At 63.8% G+C, this 20,152-nt stretch carries 11 protein-coding genes; 8 read left to right on the forward strand and 3 right to left on the reverse strand.

What is annotated here, in order from left to right; genetic code table 11:
* Positions 1 to 77: 77 nt before the first annotated feature.
* On the forward strand, positions 78 to 539 hold the full coding sequence (locus SAB01S_RS09520) for an Lrp/AsnC family transcriptional regulator (protein WP_062732864.1): 462 nt from the start codon (positions 78 to 80) through the stop codon (positions 537 to 539).
* 22 nt (positions 540 to 561) lie between these two features.
* On the opposite strand, the gene SAB01S_RS09525 is transcribed toward SAB01S_RS09520, so the two are convergent.
* Together SAB01S_RS09525 and SAB01S_RS09530 are read right to left on the reverse strand one after the other, a co-directional pair.
* The gene (locus SAB01S_RS09525) at positions 562 to 2,394 is read right to left on the reverse strand and encodes a gamma-glutamyltransferase family protein (RefSeq protein WP_062732794.1); all 1,833 of its coding nucleotides are present in this window, start codon (positions 2,392 to 2,394) and stop codon (positions 562 to 564) included.
* Positions 2,394 to 5,453: a TonB-dependent receptor domain-containing protein gene (locus SAB01S_RS09530; RefSeq protein WP_062732865.1), complete on the reverse strand. Its 3,060-nt coding sequence runs from the start codon at positions 5,451 to 5,453 to the stop codon at positions 2,394 to 2,396. The genes SAB01S_RS09525 and SAB01S_RS09530 overlap by 1 nt, the downstream gene beginning before the upstream one ends.
* 744 nt (positions 5,454 to 6,197) lie before the next feature.
* Here SAB01S_RS09530 and SAB01S_RS09535 point away from each other — a divergent pair.
* The 4 genes from SAB01S_RS09535 to SAB01S_RS09550 all read left to right on the forward strand — a co-directional run bounded on the left by SAB01S_RS09535 (position 6,198) and on the right by SAB01S_RS09550 (position 12,585).
* Positions 6,198 to 6,785 (forward strand): RNA polymerase sigma factor, encoded by a 588-nt coding sequence (locus SAB01S_RS09535; protein ID WP_269078221.1) that lies wholly within the window; start codon positions 6,198 to 6,200, stop codon positions 6,783 to 6,785.
* Positions 6,721 to 7,677, forward strand: a complete 957-nt coding sequence (locus SAB01S_RS09540; protein WP_062732795.1) for a FecR family protein — start codon at positions 6,721 to 6,723, stop codon at positions 7,675 to 7,677. The genes SAB01S_RS09535 and SAB01S_RS09540 overlap by 65 nt, the downstream gene beginning before the upstream one ends.
* A 65-nt stretch (positions 7,678 to 7,742) precedes the next feature.
* Positions 7,743 to 9,617 (forward strand): gamma-glutamyltransferase family protein, encoded by a 1,875-nt coding sequence (locus SAB01S_RS09545; RefSeq protein WP_062732796.1) that lies wholly within the window; start codon positions 7,743 to 7,745, stop codon positions 9,615 to 9,617.
* 13 nt (positions 9,618 to 9,630) lie between these two features.
* Positions 9,631 to 12,585 (forward strand): LpqB family beta-propeller domain-containing protein, encoded by a 2,955-nt coding sequence (locus SAB01S_RS09550; protein WP_062732797.1) that lies wholly within the window; start codon positions 9,631 to 9,633, stop codon positions 12,583 to 12,585.
* Between the two features lie 45 nt (positions 12,586 to 12,630).
* Here the strand turns inward: SAB01S_RS09550 and katG are convergent, their stop codons facing one another.
* Positions 12,631 to 14,838 carry a catalase/peroxidase HPI gene (gene katG / locus SAB01S_RS09555; protein ID WP_062732798.1) on the reverse strand — a complete coding sequence of 736 codons (2,208 nt, stop codon included), beginning with the start codon at positions 14,836 to 14,838 and terminating at the stop codon, positions 12,631 to 12,633.
* A 219-nt stretch (positions 14,839 to 15,057) separates the two neighbouring features.
* Here katG and SAB01S_RS09560 point away from each other — a divergent pair, with 219 nt between their 5' ends.
* From SAB01S_RS09560 to SAB01S_RS09570, 3 genes are all read left to right on the forward strand, one after another.
* Positions 15,058 to 16,527, forward strand: a complete 1,470-nt coding sequence (locus SAB01S_RS09560; protein WP_062732799.1) for a diguanylate cyclase domain-containing protein — start codon at positions 15,058 to 15,060, stop codon at positions 16,525 to 16,527.
* Positions 16,528 to 16,745: 218 nt separating this feature from the next.
* Positions 16,746 to 19,445 carry a TonB-dependent receptor gene (locus SAB01S_RS09565; RefSeq protein ID WP_245646438.1) on the forward strand — a complete coding sequence of 900 codons (2,700 nt, stop codon included), beginning with the start codon at positions 16,746 to 16,748 and terminating at the stop codon, positions 19,443 to 19,445.
* The gene (locus SAB01S_RS09570; protein ID WP_062732801.1) at positions 19,442 to 20,140 is read left to right on the forward strand and encodes a DUF6250 domain-containing protein; all 699 of its coding nucleotides are present in this window, start codon (positions 19,442 to 19,444) and stop codon (positions 20,138 to 20,140) included. The genes SAB01S_RS09565 and SAB01S_RS09570 overlap by 4 nt, the downstream gene beginning before the upstream one ends.
* Positions 20,141 to 20,152 lie beyond the last annotated feature (12 nt).

Raw genomic sequence — 20,152 nt, forward strand, 5'->3', positions numbered from 1 at the left:
AGAGTCTTGCTCGAAATCGGGTGAGCATTGCCCTGTTTGGGGTGATTTATCCCGAATTTGCTGCTAACAAGGTAAATATGATCCACCTCGACCCGTTTGAGCGCAAGATTCTCCGCGAGCTGCAACGCGATGCCAGCCTGACCACGGCGCAGATCGCCGAACGGGTGGGGCTGACGCCTTCGCCGTGCTGGCGCAGGATCGACCGGCTGGAGCGCGAAGGGCTGATCCGCAAGCGCGTGGCCCTGCTCGACCGGCGCAAGGTCGGGCTCAATGCGCAGATTTTCGCGCAAGTGAAGCTCAACGCTCATGGCCGCGCCAATCTGGACGAATTCGGCGCCACCATCGGCGCCTTCCCCGAAGTGCTCGACGCCTATGTGCTGATGGGCACGATGGATTTCATGCTGCGCATCGTCACGCAGGATATCGACGCCTATGAGCGTTTCTTCTTCGAACGGTTGAGCAAATTGCCGGGCGTTCAGGAAATTCATTCGACCGTCGCACTGTCCGAAATCAAATCCACCAACGAACTACCGATTTGATCCAGGTCCCGTTTCAGCGGCATCAATAGCCCACCGCATAGCCCATGCGGCGGGGATCGCTGCCGCCCATGCGCGCGCCCGACGCATCGACCAGCACGCCTTGAATGCTGCCAATTGCATAAGGGCTGACCATGTCCAGCCTGTGCCCCATCGCTGCCAGCCCTTGCGTGATGGCGGGATCGAAGCGGCTTTCCATCTGCACGCTGATCGCTGCTCCCGCCTTGTAAAAGCTGGGTTCGGCATGCAGCGCGAAGCGCGGCGCTTCGATCGCCTGCTGTATCGGCATGGCCCGGTCAATGACATTGACCAGGAACTGGAATTGCGTCTGGCCGATCGTTTCGCCACCAGGCGTTCCGCACACCAGCTTGAGCCGCCCCTTGTCCAGCACGATGATCGGGCCATTGCCCAGCAACGCCCGCTTGCCCGGCGCGGCGCGGTTGGGATGACCGTCATAGGGCGCGGTCGATCCGATACGCAGGCCGTTGTTGCACAGCAGGCCCGTGTCGCCCATCACGACGGATGTGCCAAATCCGCCGCCGACGGTGGTCGTGACGGCAATCGCATTACCATCGGCATCCACAACCGACAGGCTGGTCGTGTCGCCACCGCGCGAGCGCGAGTCCGCCATCGCCAACAGCGGCGGGCTGCCCCTTTGGGCGATGTCCGCTCCTTGTGGAAGGGCGATGGCGCGCGTGCGGTCGATAAGCGCGCGGCGCTGGGCGGCGAAATCCTTGGACAGCAGGCGGTCGACCGGCACGGTGACGAAGCGCGGATCGCCGGCATGACGGTAGACGTCCGCCTTGGTCACCTTGATCGCTTCTATCAGCCAGTGGGTCAGCAGCGGGTCGGTGGCATTCAGGGCGGCCAGGTCCCACCCCTCGACAATGTTGAGCTGCTCGCACAGTTCAAGGCCGGTGCGGGACGTGAGCGGGCTGCAATAGACGTCCAGTCCGCGATAGCGGGTCGACACCGGCGCGTCCCAGACCGGCTTGTAGGCCGCCATGTCCGCCATGCGCAGCCAACCGCCATTGGCGGCGGAAAAGCGGGACATCTCCTGCGCGACCGGGCCGGTGTAGAAATAGTCATAGGCGGCGTTCAACGCCGCGTCGCGATCCGCGCCGCCTTGCAGCGCACGTGTTTCCGCGTCGGCCAGGCTTTGCAATGTGCGCGCAAGGGGCAGGTTCTTGAACAGGGCGTGCGGGGCAGGGGGCTTGCCGCCGGGCAGGAAGATCGCGGCGCTGGTCGGATAGCGGGCGAGCACCGCCTGCTGCCGGCCGATAAACATGGCGATGGACGCGTCGAGCGGGTGACCATCGCGGGCATAGCCGATAGCGGGTTCCAGCAGGGTTGCGAGCGGCAACCTGCCGAACCGCCGCGCCAGCGCGATCCAGCCGCCAAAGGCGCCGGGCACGGTCACCGCCTTGTGCCCGCTGTCCAGCTCTGCCGGATCGACGTCCGGATCGAATAGGGCCGGCGCGCCGCCGGTGAAGGCGAGCGAATGGACCTGTCCCGCCTTGCGGTCGAGGCAGGTGGCAAAGCCATTGCCCGCCGCACTCGACGCCCAGGGTTCAACGACGTTCATCACCGCCATCGCCGCGACCGCCGCATCGGCCGCGCTGCCGCCCTGCAGCAGCATCCGCGTTCCGGCCATCGCGGCCAGGGGGTGCCCGGCGGCGACGCCGCCATGGGGCATGGGCACTTCGACGCGGTGGGCGCGGACCGTGGCCGGCGCACTGCGCGGCGCATCGGGCGCGAGCGTGCCCGATTGCGCCAGCCCGGGCATGGGCAGGCCCGCGACCGCGCTGGCGAGGCCCGCCGCGATCAACTCGCGGCGGGCAAGGCCCTTATCCTGCATCAGAAGCTCTTTTTGATGCTGGTATACCAGTAACGCGCCTGCGGCTGGTAGAGGCTGGACAGATAGCCGGTCGATGCCAGCGGCGGGTTCTTGTCGAAAATGTTGCGCGCGCCGATCGTAATCGCCGTGCCCTTCATCATGCCCTGGTCGAACTTGTAGGTGGCGTAAAGATTGACCGTCGTTTGCCCCTTGACCACGAAATTATTGCCGGCCGCGTCGAACACGCCATTTTGATAGACGTCGGAGATGAACTGGGTGAAGGCGCCGATCCGCACCGGGCCATAGTCCCAGGTCAGATTGCCCGATATGCGCCAGCGTGGCTGGCCGTCGCGCTTCACCACGTCGCCGCCGCCCGACACCGGTACGGCGGCGTTGATCGTGCCGTCGGCCTGTCCGTCGATCACCGCCTGTACCGCAGCCGGCGCATCAACCTGATATTTGATGAGCCGCGCGGCATTGACGTTCAGGCTGAAATTGCCAAACGAACTGGTGTTGACCCGATAGTCCAGATTGAAGTCGATGCCGTCGACCTGGATCGGCAGAAGGTTCTGGAACGGCGCGGTGACGTAGAGCAGCTCGCCCACCGGCGCCAATCCGGTGCCCGCGACCAGCGCGATATCGTCCGCCGTCGGCTCGCGCCGGACAACCGCCGGATTGCTGCTGCCCTGCACCCGCAGCAGATAGTCGAGGTTGAGCGCATTCTGATAATCGAGCAGGCCCACGACGCCCTTCTGCTTGATCCGCCACCGATCGACGGTGAAGGTCACCTGGCCCAGCCCGTCGGGCAGCGGCGGCTGAAGCACGGCGCCGAAATTCCAGCTGGTGGATTCCTCGGGCTTCAGGTCGGGATTGCCGCCTGATCGCCGCAGCACCGACACGTTGCGGGCGCATTGGGAAAAGCTGCTGATCCGCCCGGCGCGCAGGTCCGCCTCGCACAATATATATTCGGTGCCGCCGTTCACGCGATCCAGCGTCGCGGTATTGAGCACTTCCAGATTGGGGGCGCGAAAGCCCTGCGACCAGGAGCCGCGCAGGCGGAACCCCTGAAGCAGGTCCCAGCTTGCCGCGACCTTGGGCTTGGCGACGTCACCGACATCGCTGTAGCGTTCATATCGGCCCGCGACCTGAATGTCGAAGGAGCGGATCATCGGGATTTCCATCTCCGGACTGACCAGCGGGAGCGCCAGTTCGGCATAGGCGGACCAGACCTTGCGGCTGCCCGACACGTCCGGGCTGGGGCTGGCGCCCATCAGGTCCGACCCGTAGAAAATGCCGGTCACAGCGTCGGTATAGGTGATGTCGACGCCCGCGACCCCGCCCTGGCGCGGATCGCGATCATCGCGGTAGGTTTCGCGCCGGAACTCGACGCCGCTGGCGATGCCGATGCTGTTGCCGCCCCACAAATCGAGCAGGTTGGCGTTGGAGATTTTGAGGTCCCACAAGGCCAGCGTGGTCTTGTTCCGCCGGGTCGACTGGATGCGGAAACTGTCCACGACCGCTTCGTCATTGGGGGTGCAATCGCCGACCGATGGCGTATCGACGCATCCGCCGTTGAAGGGATTATAGGCGTCGGGCGTGGTCTTGTTGATCGCCGCCTGCAACAGCGTGCTGGACGTGCCGTCCATAACGTCCTTCACCGTCGCCCAGGTGTAGAGGCCCGCCGATTCCCAGTTCCACTCGCCGAAACTGCCGCGCAGACCGCCTAGGAAGCGATATTGATAATTGGTGACGTTCACCATCTTCTTGCCAGCGTCGACATAGTTGAGGCTGCGGATCGTGACCGGCAGCCCTTCGTCGGGCACGCCGACCAGGCCGGGCAAACGGTTGGGATTGGCCGATCCGTCGGCCAGCAAGGTCGGGCCAAGCGGATTCCAATAGGCGTCGGCGGCCACCGTGATCGGGATATTGCCCAGCGACCCGCCGCTGCCGATGATGGCTTCGGTCTTGCCCCGGTAGAAACCCACTTCGCCGAAGAAATCCAGATTGTCGGTCAGTTCGTAATTGATGAAACTGAACAGGTTGATGCGCCTGACCGACGGCTGGGTCGTTAGGTCCGGGAATGTCTGATTGGCGTCGTAGCGCAGGTTGGAATCGACCGTCGCCATCTGTGTCGTGCCGCTGGCATCGTCCCAGCACATGCCCGGCGTCGTGGCCGCGACCTGGCACCCCGGATTGGTCGATGGCTGGATGTGAAATTGCTGGGACGCATTGGTCAGGGCGACGCCATTGCTGGTGATGATGCCCGATCCGGTCGCCTGGAACGTGCCCCAGGGCGTGCTGGTCGATGTGCCGTTGAACGCGGCATTGCCTTCGAATGGTGTGCCCACGACATAGGGCCGCCGGTCGAGATTGGCGGTATAGTTCTGATCGCTGAGATAGAGTTTCGACTTTTGCGCATAGCCGCCAAAGAGCGAGATGTTGCCGCGCCCACCGCCGAAGTTGAAGCCGACCAGGCCGTTGACGGTGAATTCTCGCAAATTGGTGCCTTCGGCCGCGCCATATTGTGCGTCGAAAGTGGCCCCGGTGAAGTTGGCTTTCAGCACATTGTTGACGACGCCCGCGACCGCGTCGGAGCCGTAAAGCGCCGCCGCGCCATCGCGCAGCACTTCGACCCGCTCGATCGCGCCCACCGGAATGGTGTTGGCGTTAAAGCCAAAGGTCGGCACGCCGGAATCGACCACGCCGGTGATCGCCTGCGATGTCGGGTGCAACACCGTGCGGCGGCCGTTGATCAGCAGCAGGGTATTGCCCTGGCCCAGGCCGCGCAGCGATACGGTGGACACGTCGCCGCGCGCCGCGTTGCCCGAACCGCCGCCCAGCACCTGCTCGTTGAAGGTGACGCCGCCCAATTGCGGGATGGACCGAAACAGGTCGCCACCTGATACGGCCGCTACCGCATCCACCTGTTCCTGACCGACGACGCTGACCGGCAGCGCGCCGGTGGTCTTCGCACCCTTGATCTGCGTGCCGACGACGACGATTTCTGCGCCGTCCGTTCCCTGCGGTTCGGCGGGCAGGGGTGCGGGCGCGGCATCCGACATGGCGCCTGCCACCTGCATTTCGGCAAAGGCGATAGGGCGCTGCGCCTTATTGTCGCCGCGCAGCGCAGACAAATTCCTGTCGCGCAGCGTCACCACATCATTGCGATCCGACGCGATGACCAGATCGGTGCCGCGGATCAGGCGTTTGAGCGCCTGTCGCGCATCATAGGCGCCCTGCAGGCGCGGCGTACGGGTATCGCGCAGTTTGCGCGCCGGGGCGATGATCTGCAATCCGCTTTGCAGGGCAAAGGATGGCAATATGTCGGCGGCGCGGCCTTCGGGCAGGTCGAAATTGCGTTGCTGCGCCATCGCCGTGCCGCTGTTGAGCGCCAGCGCGCTCGCCCCGCCCAGGATCATGGCCGTCCATTTCAATCTGATCATGTCTTCGCTTCCCCCTCATGACGCGCCATGGGCGCGCGCCTTCCCCCGGGCGCACGGCTCGCACCGTGCACCGGACTGGCAGATCGACAAGAAAATCCCACTGCTTCGATGCCGGTATCGCTGCCGGCTGACGCCTCTCTGCACCTTCCTTGCGGAAAGCGGCGGCATCCCCTCCCTGCGCCCGGCTTCATGGCCGCCGGTCACATGAGGAAAGACAGCGGCGCGCGCATTATCCGCCATGGCGCCGTCACATTTTTTACATGGCGCCTTTTTTCATCCGATACGGCGGATTTGCCCCACCCCTTCGTTGAACAGCGATGATCGTCTTGGGGAAGGGATCGACCGATTCAGGACAGCAGGGCTTTCTGGCTGGCGCGCCACATATGTCCGCACGAACCGGCGCTAAGGCGCTGGCTTTCGGGCCGTATTCAGCATGGCGTTCTGATCGACGACGTGATTCAGGAAACCTATGCCAAGCTCGCCAGCCTGGCCGCCGTCGACCATATCGAAAATCCCCGCGCCTATTTCTTCCGCGCCGCGCTGTCGGTGGTGGCGAGCGAATTGCGCCGCGCGCCGGTCGTATCGATGGAAACGCTTAGCGAGGTCGAGCGAATGACGTTCGCCGCCGACGATCTGCCACCCGACATTCAGGCTGAACAGCGCGAGGAGTTTCGGCTGGTCGCCGACGCGATCGACCAGTTGCCGGCGCGGTGCCGCGAGGCCTTTATGTTGCGCAAGGTGCAGGGATTGTCGCAGCGAGAAACCGCGCAGCGGCTGGGCTTGTCGGAAAGCACGGTGGAAAAGCATGTCGGTCGCGGCATCCGGCACCTGATAAATATTTTCGGACGTGGCGGAAAATCCGGTCAGCCCGCGTCTTACGACCAAATCCCGGATACGGAGCATCATGACAGCCAGGGACAGCAGCGCGCAGATCGAGCAACAGGCGGCCATATGGGCGGCCCGTCTTGACGCGCGCGCGCTGACCCCGGCGGAACAGGCGGATCTGGATGCCTGGCTTGCCGGCGACAGCCGTAGGCTGGGCGCCTGGGCGATGGCGCGGGCGGCGCTGGCGCGCGTGGAGCTGGCGCAGGCGTCCGGAAACACTCATACCCCCGGACGCATCCCATGGCTGAACCGTCGATTCCTGCTGCGCGGCGCAGGCATGGCGCTGGCGGCGTCGGCGGTCGGGGCGGTCGCCCTCGGCCTGTGGAGCGACGGCGATCATTATGCGACCGGCAAGGGCGAAATGCTGCGCATCGCCCTGTCGGACGGCAGCATCGTTAATCTTAATACCGCCAGCGAAATGGACGTGCAGTTCACCGATCAGCAGCGCAGGATCGTCCTGCGTGGTGGCGAGGCGCTGTTCGCCGTCGCCAAGGATGCGTCGCGGCCTTTCGTCGTCATTGCCGGTGATGCGCGGGTCCGCGCGGTGGGCACGGCCTTCACCGTCCGTCACGAAGCGCGCCGTCCGGTCGACGTCATCGTTAGTGAAGGCGTGGTGGAGGTGAGCGAGCCCAAGGCGGCGCCGGTCCGTGTATCCCAAGGGATGCGCGCGATGGTCGATCCCCGCGCCGCGACCCCGATCGAGACTGCGGCGATCGCGCCCGACATGATCGAACAGGAACTCTATTGGCGCGAAGGCAAGATCGCCTTTCGCGATACCACGCTGGCCAGCGCAGCCGCGCAATTTGCCCGTTACAATGACGAACATATCGTCATCACCGATCCGGTGCTGGCGCAGGAAACCATTACCGGCCTGTTCATCGCCAATGATCCGCGCGGCTTTGCCCAGGCAGTGGCCGAAAGCCTGGGCGTGGTGACGCGGATCGACGCTGGTCGGATCATCTTGAGCCCGTCCTGACCGGTTCGGGCAAGCGCAAACGCGTTTCTCCTGCACGCGCATGGAGAAAAGGGGGAGAAGCAGACATGAGGACAAAGGACCCGGTAACGGGATTGAGCCGTCGCGCGCTCGGCGCATGGGCTGTGGGCGGCGGCGCGGCCATGGTCGCAGGCCTGTCGGAGGCCGCCGCCCAGACACCCCCGCCGCCGCCCGAACCCACGCGCCTTAAAAGCGCAGGCGAAACGCTGCGGCCCGAAATCGTCGGCAATTTCGGCATCGTCGCGGCCGGTCGCCATTATGCCGTGGCGGCGGGCACCCGCATTTTGATGGCGGGGGGCAATGCCACCGATGCGGGCGTCGCGGCCGTCTTTGCCGCCGCCGTCACCGAAATATCGCATTTCGGCTTTGGCGGCGAAGCGCCCACGATCATCTATGACAGCGGCGCGAAGGACGTGACGGTCATCAACGGGCAGGGGACCGCTCCGGCGCTTGCCACGCCCGACAGGTTTGCGTCCCTTGGCATGATCCCGGGCAATGGCCCGATGGGCGGGACGATCCCCGCCATGGTCGACGCCATGGCGCGCGCGTTGCAACTCAATGGCACCATGTCGCTCGATCAGGTGATGCAGCCCGCGATCGAACTGGCCGACGGCTTTGTCATGTATAATTTCCTGGCCGAGGTGTTTGTCAGCCAGCAGAAGGCGACGGCAAAATACAAGACCGCCTATGACACTTATTATCCCGGCGGCGCGCTGCCCAGGGTGGGCGAGATATTTCGCCAGCCCAACCTGGCGCGCACGATGCGCGCCATCGCCGCGGCGGACAAGGCGACGCTCGCCCGGACCAAGGATCGCAAGGCCGCGATCCAGGCCGGGCGCGATGAATTTTACAAGGGCGATATTGCGCGGCGGATCGGCGCGTCGATGGAAGCGGATGGCGGCCTCATGCGCTATGCAGACCTTGCCAGCTACCAGGGCAAGACGGAGGCACCGGTCACGACGGACGTGTTCGGTTACACCGTGTGCAAGGGCGGCTTCTGGAGCCAGGGCCCAGCGCTGCTGATCGCGCTCAACATCGCCGAAGCAGCCGGCATCGGCGCGATGGAGCCGGGCAGCGAAGACTATCTCCACACGCTGGCGGAATCGATCAAGCTCGCCTTCGACGATCGCAATGCCTATTTTGGCGATCCCGACTTTGCCAAGGTGCCGGCCAAGACCCTGTTGTCCAAGGCCTATGCCGCCCAGCGTGCGAAATTGATCGGACCCAAGGCGTCGCTGGAGCATCGCTATGGCGACCCATGGGCGATGGAGGGCGGCGCGCGGCCAACGCCGGTCTTCACGCCCCATATGCTCAAAAAGCCGCCGGTTCCCACCGCCGACACGACCGCGATCGAGGTGGTGGACCGGCATGGCAATCTGTTCAGCTGCACGCCCAGTTCCGGCTGGATGCTGGGCGGCGCCTATATTGCCGGCGATACGGGCGTGCCGATGAGCAATCGCATGACCGTGTTCGATCTGGACCCGGAAAGCCCCAATGTCCTGGCGCCGGGCAAGCGGCCGCGCACGACCCTGTCGCCGTCGATGGTGATGAAGGATGGCGCGCCCTATCTCGCCATCGGCACGCCGGGCGGCGACAATCAGGACCAGCAGATCATGAATGTGCTGCTGCGCGTGCTCGCCTTTGGCCAGCCGCTACAGGTGGCGATCGAAGCGCCGCGCATCAATTCCAGTCATTTCCATGGCTCCTTCGCGATCAAGAAGGACGAACCGGGCGTGCTGGAGATTGAGGATCGGGTGCCGCAGGCGGTGCGCGACGGGCTGGCCGCGCGCGGGCACAAGCTCGACGTGCTGGGGCCGTTCGGCGTGTCGACCGGCATCGTCGCGGCGGGCGTAGTGCCGGAAACCGGCACCCTGCGCGGCGCGGCGGACGTGCGGCGCGAACGTTATGTCTTTGGTTGGTAAGGGGGAATATAGGATGACAGTGTCGCTCAAGGCCATGGCCCTCCTCGCATGGCTCGGCACGGCCGCGCCGGTGCTGGCCCAGCCCGCCAACCTCCCGCCCCCCGGCGGCGAAAAGTCGATCGTGTTCGACGTGCATGAAGGCACGTCGATGGCGGTATCGGCCTCCCCCGATGGCAAATGGCTGGCGGTCGACCTGCAGGGCAGTCTCTGGATCATCCCGGCCGCCGGGGGCAAGGCGCAGCGCATCACCGACTATTTCAACGACGCGCGCCAGCCTGTGTGGGCGCCGGACGGATCGCATCTCCTCTATTTCGCCTATCGCGACGGCGGCTATGACCTGTGGACCATCAAGCCCGATGGCAGCGACATGCGTAAGGTGACGCAAGGCGCTTATGACGATCGGGAACCCGTCTATTCGCCTGACGGCAGGACCATCGCCTTTTCCTCCGATCGCAGTGGCAATTACGACATCTGGACGATGGACGTCGCGACCGGGGCGATGAAGCAGATCAGTAGCAATCCGCGCGAAGACCGGATGCCGACCTGGTCGCCCGACGGCCAGCGCATCGCCTATGCGGGCGCGGACGGAGCGAGCACCGCCATCTACGTCACCAGCCTGGGCGACGGCGCGGAAACGCTGCTGAAACAGGGTGAGGGCAAGGTCGACGCCCCCTCCTTCGGCCCCGACGGCGCGCTTGCCTATGTCGTGCAGGATGCAAGCGGCAGCCATTTGGTCATCGATGACAAGATAGTCAGCGGCACCGAAAATGTCTTTCCCTTCCGTATCTCCTGGGGGCCGGGCGGGCGCTATCATTATGTCTCGGACGGCAAGATCCGGCAGGGCGGTTCGCGGAAATCCACCGTCGATTTTGCAGCAACGCTGGAAGTCGTGCGGCCCAATTATGCGCGTGCCAAACGCGACTGGGATTCGACCGCGCCGCGCAAGGCGCTGGGTATCACCCATCCACGCCTGTCGCCCGATGGCAGCCGCATCGCCTTTGTCGCGCTCGGCGACCTTTATATTGTCTCATCCAAGGGCGGAAAACCTGAAAACTTGACCAATGACGCCGCGCTCGACGCCGACGCCGACTGGTCGCCCGATGGAACCAGCATCGTCTTTTCCTCTGACCGGGTCGGCGGCCTGCCACAGCTCTTCATCAAGGATCTGAAGACCGGCAAGGACCGGCAACTGACCAGCATGGACACGCAACCGCTGGGCGCGGCCTGGTCGCCGGATGGCAAGCAGATCGCCTTCATCGACGTGGATGGCCGCTGGGGCGTGGCGGGCGTATGCGTGGTCGATGTCGCGAGCGGCAAGGTGACGCGACTCCAGGGATCGCTCGGCCAGCCCGGCAGCCCCAGCTGGTCGGCGGACGGCAAATATGTCGTCATCAGTCTGTCCTACAAATATTCCAACAGCTTCCGCGAAGGGACCAATCAGGTCTATGTCATTCCGGTCGACGGCACGACCAAACCCTTCTGGCAGATACCGCAGGACAATATGTCGCTCGACACGCGCAGCGGCAGCGGTCCGGTGTGGTCGCCGGACGGCACCCGCATGGCGGGGATTTACGAAGGCCTGCTCAAGGTCTGGCCGGTCGCGGCCGACGCCAAGCCGCTCGGCCCGGCGCGCAGCTACACGTCGGACATCGCCTTCTTCCCCACCTGGAGCGGCGATGGCAAAACCATTCTAATTCAGTCGAACGACGCGCTAAAGACCGTCAACCTGGAAACCGGCGTCATCACCGACGTGCCGATCGACCTTACGTACCGTCTCGCCAAGCCGACCGGGCGCACCATCATCCATGTGGGGGCGCTCGTTGATTCCGTCACCGACGCAACGCAGACCAACAAGGATATCGTCATCGACGGCAACCGGATCACCGCCATTCGCGATCATGACCCGGCCCAAAGCGACAAGACCGCGCGCTATGTCGACGCCAGCACCCTGACCGCCATCCCCGGCCTCATCGAATATCATTCCCATATCCAGAAGGATTTCGGATCGAACCTGGAAAAAGCCTGGCTGGCCTATGGCATCACCACCGTGCGCGACCCCGGCACGCAAGTCTATGACGCGATCGAGGATCGGGAAGCGGCGGAAGCGGGCGTGCGGATCAGCCCGCGTCTTTACACCGGCGGCCCGCTGCTCGAATGGCAGCGCGTCTATTACAAGATGGGCATCGCCGTCTCCAGCCCCGCGCATCTGGAACGCGAGCTCGGTCGCGCCCGCGCGCTCCGATATGACATTCAGAAAAGCTATGTGCGCATGCCCGACCTGTATCAGCGGCGCATCGTGGAGGCGGCGCACGCCATGGGTATTCCGGTGTCGGGCCATGAAATCTTCCCCGCCGCTTATTCGGGCGTCGATGGCACCGAACATATGGGCGCGACCAGCCGGCGCGGCTATTCGCCCAAACAGGGGCCGGGCGGCATGGCCTATGAGGATTTGATCCAGCTGTTCGGGCAAAGCCGGCGGACGCTCACGCCGACCAATTTCGGCGCGCTCACCGGCTATCTGCAACGGCATCCCGACTATCGCAATGATCCGCGCGTCAAGCTCTATCCCGGCTGGGCGCAGGAGAGCGTGACGCAGGATGATGATGCGATCGCGCGCATCGTCGGCCCGCTGCTCAAGGGCGGCCTTGCCTCCATGAAGAAGATGTATGACGCGGGCACGCAGGTCGTGGCCGGCACCGATACGATGATCGCGACCAACCTTCATGCGGAAATCGCGTCCTATGTCGATGGCGGGCTGACCCCGTTTCAGGCGTTGCAGACCGCCACGGTCAATTCGGCCCGCGCGCTCAATCTGGATGCGGGCACTCTGGAACCGGGCAAGCTGGCCGACATCGCCCTGATCGAAGGGGATCCGCGCGCCGACATCGCCAATACGTTCAAGGTGAAGACGGTGGTCGCCAATGGCGTGGTCCACCAGGTGGCGGACCTGATCGCCGCCGTGCAATAAGGGAACAGGCCGCCGGGATGCGTCGCGCACCCCGGCGGCTGATCGTCAGGCCTTGAGGTCGAACCGGTCGGCGTTCATGACTTTCGTCCAGGCGCGGGCGAAATCGGCCACGAACTTGTCGCCTGCGTCGGACGCGGCATAGACTTCCGACAGCGCGCGCAGCTGCGAATTGGACCCGAACACCAGGTCGGTCCGCGTCGCGGTCCATTTCTCTTCATCGCTGGCGCGATCGGTGCCGACAAACACCTCGTCCCCGCGATCGTCCACTTCCTTCCACGCCGTACCCATGTCGAGCAGATTGACGAAGAAGTCGTTGGTCAGCTGCCCCGGCCGGTCGGTGAACACGCCATGCTGCGTGCCGCCATGATTGGCGCCCAGCACCCGCAAGCCGCCGACCAGCACGGTCATCTCCGGCGCGCTGAGGCCCAGCAATTGCGCACGGTCGACCATCAGTTCCTCCGTCGGCACGTTGAAGCGCACCTGCAGATAGTTGCGGAAACCATCGGCCTTTGGCTCCAGCGGCTCAAAGCTATGGGCGTCGGTCTGCTCGTTCGTCGCATCACCCCGACCCGAGGCAAAGGGCAGGTGCAGATCGTGCCCGGCTGCCTTCGCCGCCTGCTCGACGCCGACATTGCCGCCCAGCACGATCAGGTCGGCGATGCTGACACGGCCGCCAAAGTCGCGCTGAATGCCCTCATAAATCGCCAGCACCTTGGCCAGTTCGTCGGGCTCATTGACGTCCCAGTCCTTTTGCGGTGCCAGGCGGATGCGCGCGCCATTGGCGCCGCCGCGCTTGTCGGAGTCGCGATACGTCGCGGCCGATGCCCAGGCGGTCTTGACCAGCTGGCTGATGCTGAGGCCACTATCGGTGATCTTGCCCTTGAGCGTCGACACGTCGGCGTCTCTCAGCACGGGGCCGGCTGGAACCGGGTCCTGCCAGATTAGATCCTCTTCCGGCACGTCGGGACCAAGATAGCGAACCTTGGGGCCCATGTCCCGATGGGTCAGCTTAAACCAGGCTCTGGCGAAGGCGTCGGCAAACTGGTCCGGATTGGCATAGAATCGCTCGGCGATCTTGCGATATTCGGGGTCCATCTTGAACGCCATGTCGGCGGTCGTCATCATCGTGGGCAACCGTTTGTCCGGGCTGTGCGCGCCGGGCGCCATATCCTCGGGCTTCTGGTTGATCGGCTGCCACTGCTGCGCGCCGGCCGGGCTTTTCACCAGCTCATACTCATAGTCCAGCAGCATGCGGAAATAGTTCATCGACCACTGGATCGGCGTTGGCGTCCACGCGCCCTCCAGGCCACTGGTGATGGTATGATCGCCGATGCCGGTTTCATGGCCGCTCTGCCAGCCCAGCCCCTGCTGCGCGATGTCCGCGCCCTCGGGTTCCGCGCCGACCAGAGATGCGTCGCCTGCGCCATGGCATTTGCCGAAAGTATGGCCACCCGCCGTCAGCGCGAGCGTTTCCTCATCATTCATCGCCATGCGGGCAAAGGTTTCGCGAATGTCGCGCGCCGACTGGAGCGGATCGGGCTTGCCGCCCGGCCCTTCGGGATTGACGTAGATGAGGCCCATCTGGATGGCGGCCAGCGGGCTTTCCAGCGCGCGGCCTTCCTCTTCGTCGATGCGGGTCAGATTGCCTTCCTGGCCGACCCAGAATTCTTCCGTGCCCCAGTAAATATCCTTTTCCGGCTCGAATATGTCCGCGCGTCCGCCGCCAAAGCCGAATACCGGGCCGCCCATCGATTCGATCGCGACATTGCCCGCCAGGATCATGAGGTCCGCCCAGCTCAGCTTGCGGCCATATTTCTGCTTGATCGGCCACAGCAGGCGACGCGCCTTGTCCAGATTGGCGTTGTCGGGCCAGCTGTTGAGCGGCGCGAAGCGCTGCGTACCCGAAGATGCACCGCCGCGTCCGTCGCCGGTGCGATAGGTGCCCGCGCTGTGCCAGGCCATGCGGATGAAGAAGGGGCCGTAATGGCCATAGTCGGCCGGCCACCAAGGCTGGCTGTCGGTCATCAGCGCGGTGAGGTCGCGCTTCACCGCGGCCAGGTCCAGCGTCTTGAATTCCGCGGCATAAGCGAAATCGTCACCCATCGGATCGCCGGTGCGGCCCTGCTGATGAAGAATGTCGAGCGACAGCTGGTTGGGCCACCAGTCGCGGTTGGTCCGGCCCAGCAGGCTGCGCATCGCGGCAGGCTCCTTGCCCGGATCGCTCAGGGGGCTTCCACTCGTCCTTGCGTCCATGGGTTGACTCCTCTCTCAATCGGCCGCTCGGGGGAACAGCGGCCGGTAACCTATACGCCCCACGCGTAGGGGAAGGAAAATCGGAAAAACCGCTGACAGTGACAAGCGCAACCGAACAGTCCCTGCGACCGTTCGAGCCGATAAGGCGGCGATTTGCCGGCTTTGGTAAGGAAATCTTAGGATTAGGCGCTAAACTATTGGCTAAGAAGGAAAGGGCGCATGCACCAGACGCTGGAGGACGCCCGCCTGCGCAAGCTGGCGAGTTTCCACATCCTCGACACGCCGCCGGAGCGGGATTTTGACGCGCTGACCGCGCTGGCGCAGCGGTTGCTGGGTTGCCCGATCGCTCTGGTCTCGCTGGTGGATCAGGACCGGCAATGGTTCAAATCGGCGCAGGGTCTGGGCAAGGTGCGGGAAACGCCACGCGACCAGGCCTTTTGCGCGCACACCATCCATAATGACGATATGCTGGTGGTGGAAGATGCCAGCGCCGATCCCCGCTTCGCGGACAATCCGCTCGTGGTCGGAAATCCGCATATTCGCTTCTACGCCGGCGTTCCGCTGCGCCCGCATCATGACGGATTTTCCGGTACCCTCCCGGGGCTTGGGTCCTTCTGCGTCCTCGACACGCAGCCGCGCACCTTGTCGGATGAGGAACAGGCGATTTTGCGCGATCTGGCAACGGTCGCGGAATCGCTGCTGCGCGCGCATGCCACGGCGCAGGATGCCCATTATCTCGCGGAACTGGCGGAGGAGCGGGCAGACATATTGGACGGTCAGCACCGGCTGTTGCGCCAGGCGGAAAAGCTCGCCGGTGTGGGATCATGGCGCGTATCGCTCGACGATGGCGCGATCCAGTGGTCCGATCAGGTTTATGTCATCCATGGCCTGCCGGTCGGGTCCGCCCCGCCGCTGGAGGAAGCACTCGCTTTCTATTCAGCCGAAGACGGGCGCATGATCGAAAAGCACTTGCGCAAGGCCATGCGGACCGGGCAGGGCTTCGACTTTGAAACCGACCTGATCGCGGCCGACGGACAGATGCGGCGGGTGCGCAGTATCGGCGAAGTAGAGTTCCGGCATGATCGGCCTGCCGCCATTGTTGGCGTGTTTCAGGACGTGACCGACCGTCATTTGCGCGAGCAGGAATTGCGTCACGACGCCAGCACCGACAGCTTGAGCGGCCTGTCCAATCGCGCGAGCTTCGAAAAGCGTCTGGCCGATGTCTTGGCGCGGGCGAACCGACGGTCCGAACCCCTCGCTCTCCTGCTCATCGATCTGGATGGGTTCAAGGCGGTCAACGATAATTTCGGCCATGCCGCGGGCGACGACATTCTTCGGGCGATGGCGGCGCGTATGCGCGAGGGATGCATGGCGAACGCCTTTGCGGCGCGACTAGGCGGCGACGAATTTGCGCTACTGGTGACGCGCCCGCGCGATTGCGCTGATCTGCAATCCTATGTCCGGCAGGTTCTGGATCAGTTGCAGGTGTCCATCACCCAGGATGGCCAGACGCGGCGTGTGTCGGCCACGGTCGGCGCGACGCTCGCCGACGGCCCCGGCACCACGCAAATGGACTTGATGCGGCGTGCCGACCTGGCCTTGTATCAGGCCAAACGACATATGCGGGGCACTGGCAGGATATTTGGGTCAGACGAACCGATCATGCGGGACGGAGTCGCGATTTCCTAGGCCGTACGCGATGCTACCGGCCACATTGAGGGACGATCGGACAAGTCATTAAAGCTTCGTCTCGCCGCATTTTTCACAATCAAGTCGCTGATTTAACGACCCCTTTTGCGCGATCCTGTCGACGCGCCGAAAAGGGACGCTTGACAACAACCATCATTTCTTTCCAAATAACGCAATCAAAGCCCAATATGTGGAATATTGGAAAGGGAGGATGACTGGTGCGGTTGCGTTATGTGAAACTTGCTACGATCTCTTATGCGGCTCTCGCGGCGGTGGCGCCGCTTGCCGTTGCTGCACAGGACGTTGCTCCTCAAGCGGCCCAGGATGACGACGTTGCCGACATCGTCGTCACCGGCATCCGCTCCAGCCTTCAGGGCGCGCTCAATGCGAAGCGCAATTCGCCGACTGTATTGGACGCGATCTCGGCGGAAGATATCGGTAAATTCCCTGACAAGAATGTCGGCGAAGCGTTGCAGCGCGTCACCGGCGTCCAGATCACCCGTTCGGACGGTGAAGGGTCGGGCGTCACAATTCGCGGCGCCGATCCCAGCCTGAACCGGGTCGAAATCAACGGCACCACCGCCTTGTCGACTACGGTCGGCGGTGGCCGCGATGTCGATTTCCGCGATTTGCCTTCCGAATTCGTCAATCGCGTGGAAGTGGTGAAGTCCGCCACGGCCGACATGACCGAAGGCGGCGTGGGCGGCACCGTGCGCATCATCACCCGTCGTCCGTTCGACAATGGCGGCAAGCCCTATCTCGCAGGATCGGCGCAAGCCATTTATGCCGATATCGGCGACCATATGGACCCGCGCCTCGCCCTGATCGGCAGCGACACCTTCGCCGATGGCACGATCGGCATCCTGGTGTCGGGCACGTTTGAAAACCGCAATGTCGAAAGCCATCAGGCCCGAACCACCGGCTGGGTCCAGCTTCGCGATCCCAATGGCGATCTCTATGATCTCAACGACGATGGCATGGGCGATTTCTTCCCGGATATTCCCCGCTATGTCATCAATCGTCTGGAAACCCGCCGCTACGCGCTGAACGGCATCTTGGAATGGCAGCCGAGCGATGACCTCAAGGCCTATTTCGAAGGAAACTGGACGCGGTCCAACCAGTCCGTCACCTCGCAATATCTGCAAACCGGCACCAGCGGCGGCATCGTCGATACCGAAAACACCATCATCGGACCGGACAATACCGTCCAGCATCTGGAAATGACCAACAATCCCGCGCTGGCGCAGACCAGCCAGCTGGGCGTTTCCTACCGCAACATTCTTGGCGATATTCGCCGCACCACATATAATCTGGCGCTGGGTGCGGAATGGACGACCGGCAACCTGACGCTGACGCCGAAAATCTCCTATTCCAAGGCCAAGGCTTATAATAACGAGATCAACGCGACCGCCGCCGTCACCGGCATGGACAGCCTGATCGTCGATTATGCCAATGGCCAGAATGCGCCCAACATCATCCTGCCCAACGATCCCACCACCCGCGCGGGGATCAACCAGCTGACCGTCCTACGCCGCCCGCGCTACGACGATCAGTCGGAGAAAATGGCCAAGCTGGACGCGGAATATAAGCCCGATGGCGGCTTCCTGACCTCGATCAAGATCGGCGGCCAGTATCGCGATTTGGAAGTCACGAGCAAATTCTTCAACCGGTCGACCGTGCTCAACGGCTTTTCCGACCCCGCCGTGCAGCAACAGATCGACAATGCGGTCGGCTTTGCCTCGCTCGGTACTGCGCCCTTCTTCCATACCGGGGATCTCGGCTTCAGCGACGGTTATCGCGGCTGGCTCAACATGACGCAGGGCGTGGCCGATGCGATCGGCGTGCCCGATCCGTTCGAAGCCAATGGCTGTCCGACACGGCCGGGAGGCACCTGTCAGGTATTTACCGACACGTGGAAGGTGGGTGAGAAAAACCTGGCCGGTTATGCACAGGCCGCCTTCGCCTTCGACGTCGGCGCTGTGCCGGTCACGGGCGTCATCGGCGCGCGCGTCGTCAATACAAAGGTCGACACCTCAGGCTATCTGAGCCAGGGCGGCATCGTCTCCCCGGTCGCCTATGACAGCAAGAACACCGAATTCCTGCCATCGCTGAATATGAAGGCGGAGCTTATTCCCAACAAGCTGATGGCGCGCGTCACGGCGACCGAAGTCATGGCGCGCCCGCTGCCCCAGCAGCTTGCGCCGCGCTTCACGCTCGATGTCGTGGGCCTCACCGGATCGCGCGGCAATCCGGGGCTCCAGCCCTTCCGCGCACGCCAATATGATGCGGGCCTGGAATATTATATCAACCGCACCAGCTTTGCGTCTGTGACCTATTTCCGCAAGGAAATCAGTAGCTTCATCCAGAACACGACGGAAGATTACACGGATCCGGCGACGAACGTCACCTATACCATCACCGTGCCCACCAACGGCACGCAGAAGGTGACGATCAATGGCGTTGAGGCCGGCGCGCAGCTTGCCTTCGACTTCCTTGACGTGCCGGTTCTTAAGCAGATGGGTGTGATCGCCAACTACACCTATTCCAAGGATAGCGGCTACGAAGGCGTGGATCGCTTCACGGGCGACTCCCTGCCGTTCCAGGGCCTCTCGCGCCACAGCTACAATCTGTCGGCCTATTATGAAGATGATGTGGTCAGCCTGCGCGGCGCCTATAACTGGCGGTCCAAATATCTGATCAATGCGGCCGGCCGCGGTGGCAACCCGGAATTTGGCGAAGCCTATGGCCAGCTGGACGCATCGCTCAACATCACGGTGATGCCGGGCGTCGCCTTCTTCCTCGAAGGCGTCAATCTGCTCGACGCCACGCGCAAGGAGAATGCGAACAGCGTCTATCGCCGTACGATCATCGAAACCTTCGGTCGCCGTGTCTATGGCGGTGTCCGCCTGAAACTGTGATCGGGACCGGCCTTTCGCGCCGGACACTGCTCGCCGCGCTGGCATCCACGCCAGTCGCGGCGTGCGCTGCCCGTGAGCTGATCGCTCAAGACGATTTCTCGCGCGGCCTCGACCAATGGCAGCTGGAAGCGGCGTCTCCACAGGCCCGCGTCTCCGCCGCGCAGGGCGTGCTCGACATCGATACGCCTGCCGGCCTTACCCTATGGTTTCGCCGGCTTCTGCACGGGCCGGTCGCAATCGCCTATGACGTCCGCGCGGTTGAGGCCGGCGGGCCGCAGGACGCGGTCAGCGATGTCAATGCCTTTTGGATGGCGCAGGACCCAGCCATGCCGGGCGGATCGGCGCTCGCCGCCCGCAGGAGCGGCGTGTTCGAGGACTATGACAGTCTGCGCACCTATTATGTCGGCATCGGCGGCAATCGGAACAGCACCACGCGCATGCGTCGTTACGTCGGCCGCGCCGGTGATCGCCCGCTGCTGCCCGCGCATGACCGGACCGATCCCGCCACAATGCTGACGCCCAACCGCTGGTTCCATCTGCGCCTGATTGCGGACGGCAGCCATATCGCGGTGGAGCGCGACCGCGAAACCCTCTTCACCATGACGGATCAACACCCCTATCGCAGTGGCCATTTCGGCGTGCGCACGACCCAAAGCCATATCCAGCTTCGCAATTTCTCGATCACCCGGCTTTAAAGCCCGGAAAAG

Origin of the sequence: Sphingobium abikonense NBRC 16140, assembly GCF_001598335.1 — a bacterium.
Classification (GTDB): Bacteria; Pseudomonadota; Alphaproteobacteria; order Sphingomonadales; family Sphingomonadaceae; genus Sphingobium; species Sphingobium abikonense.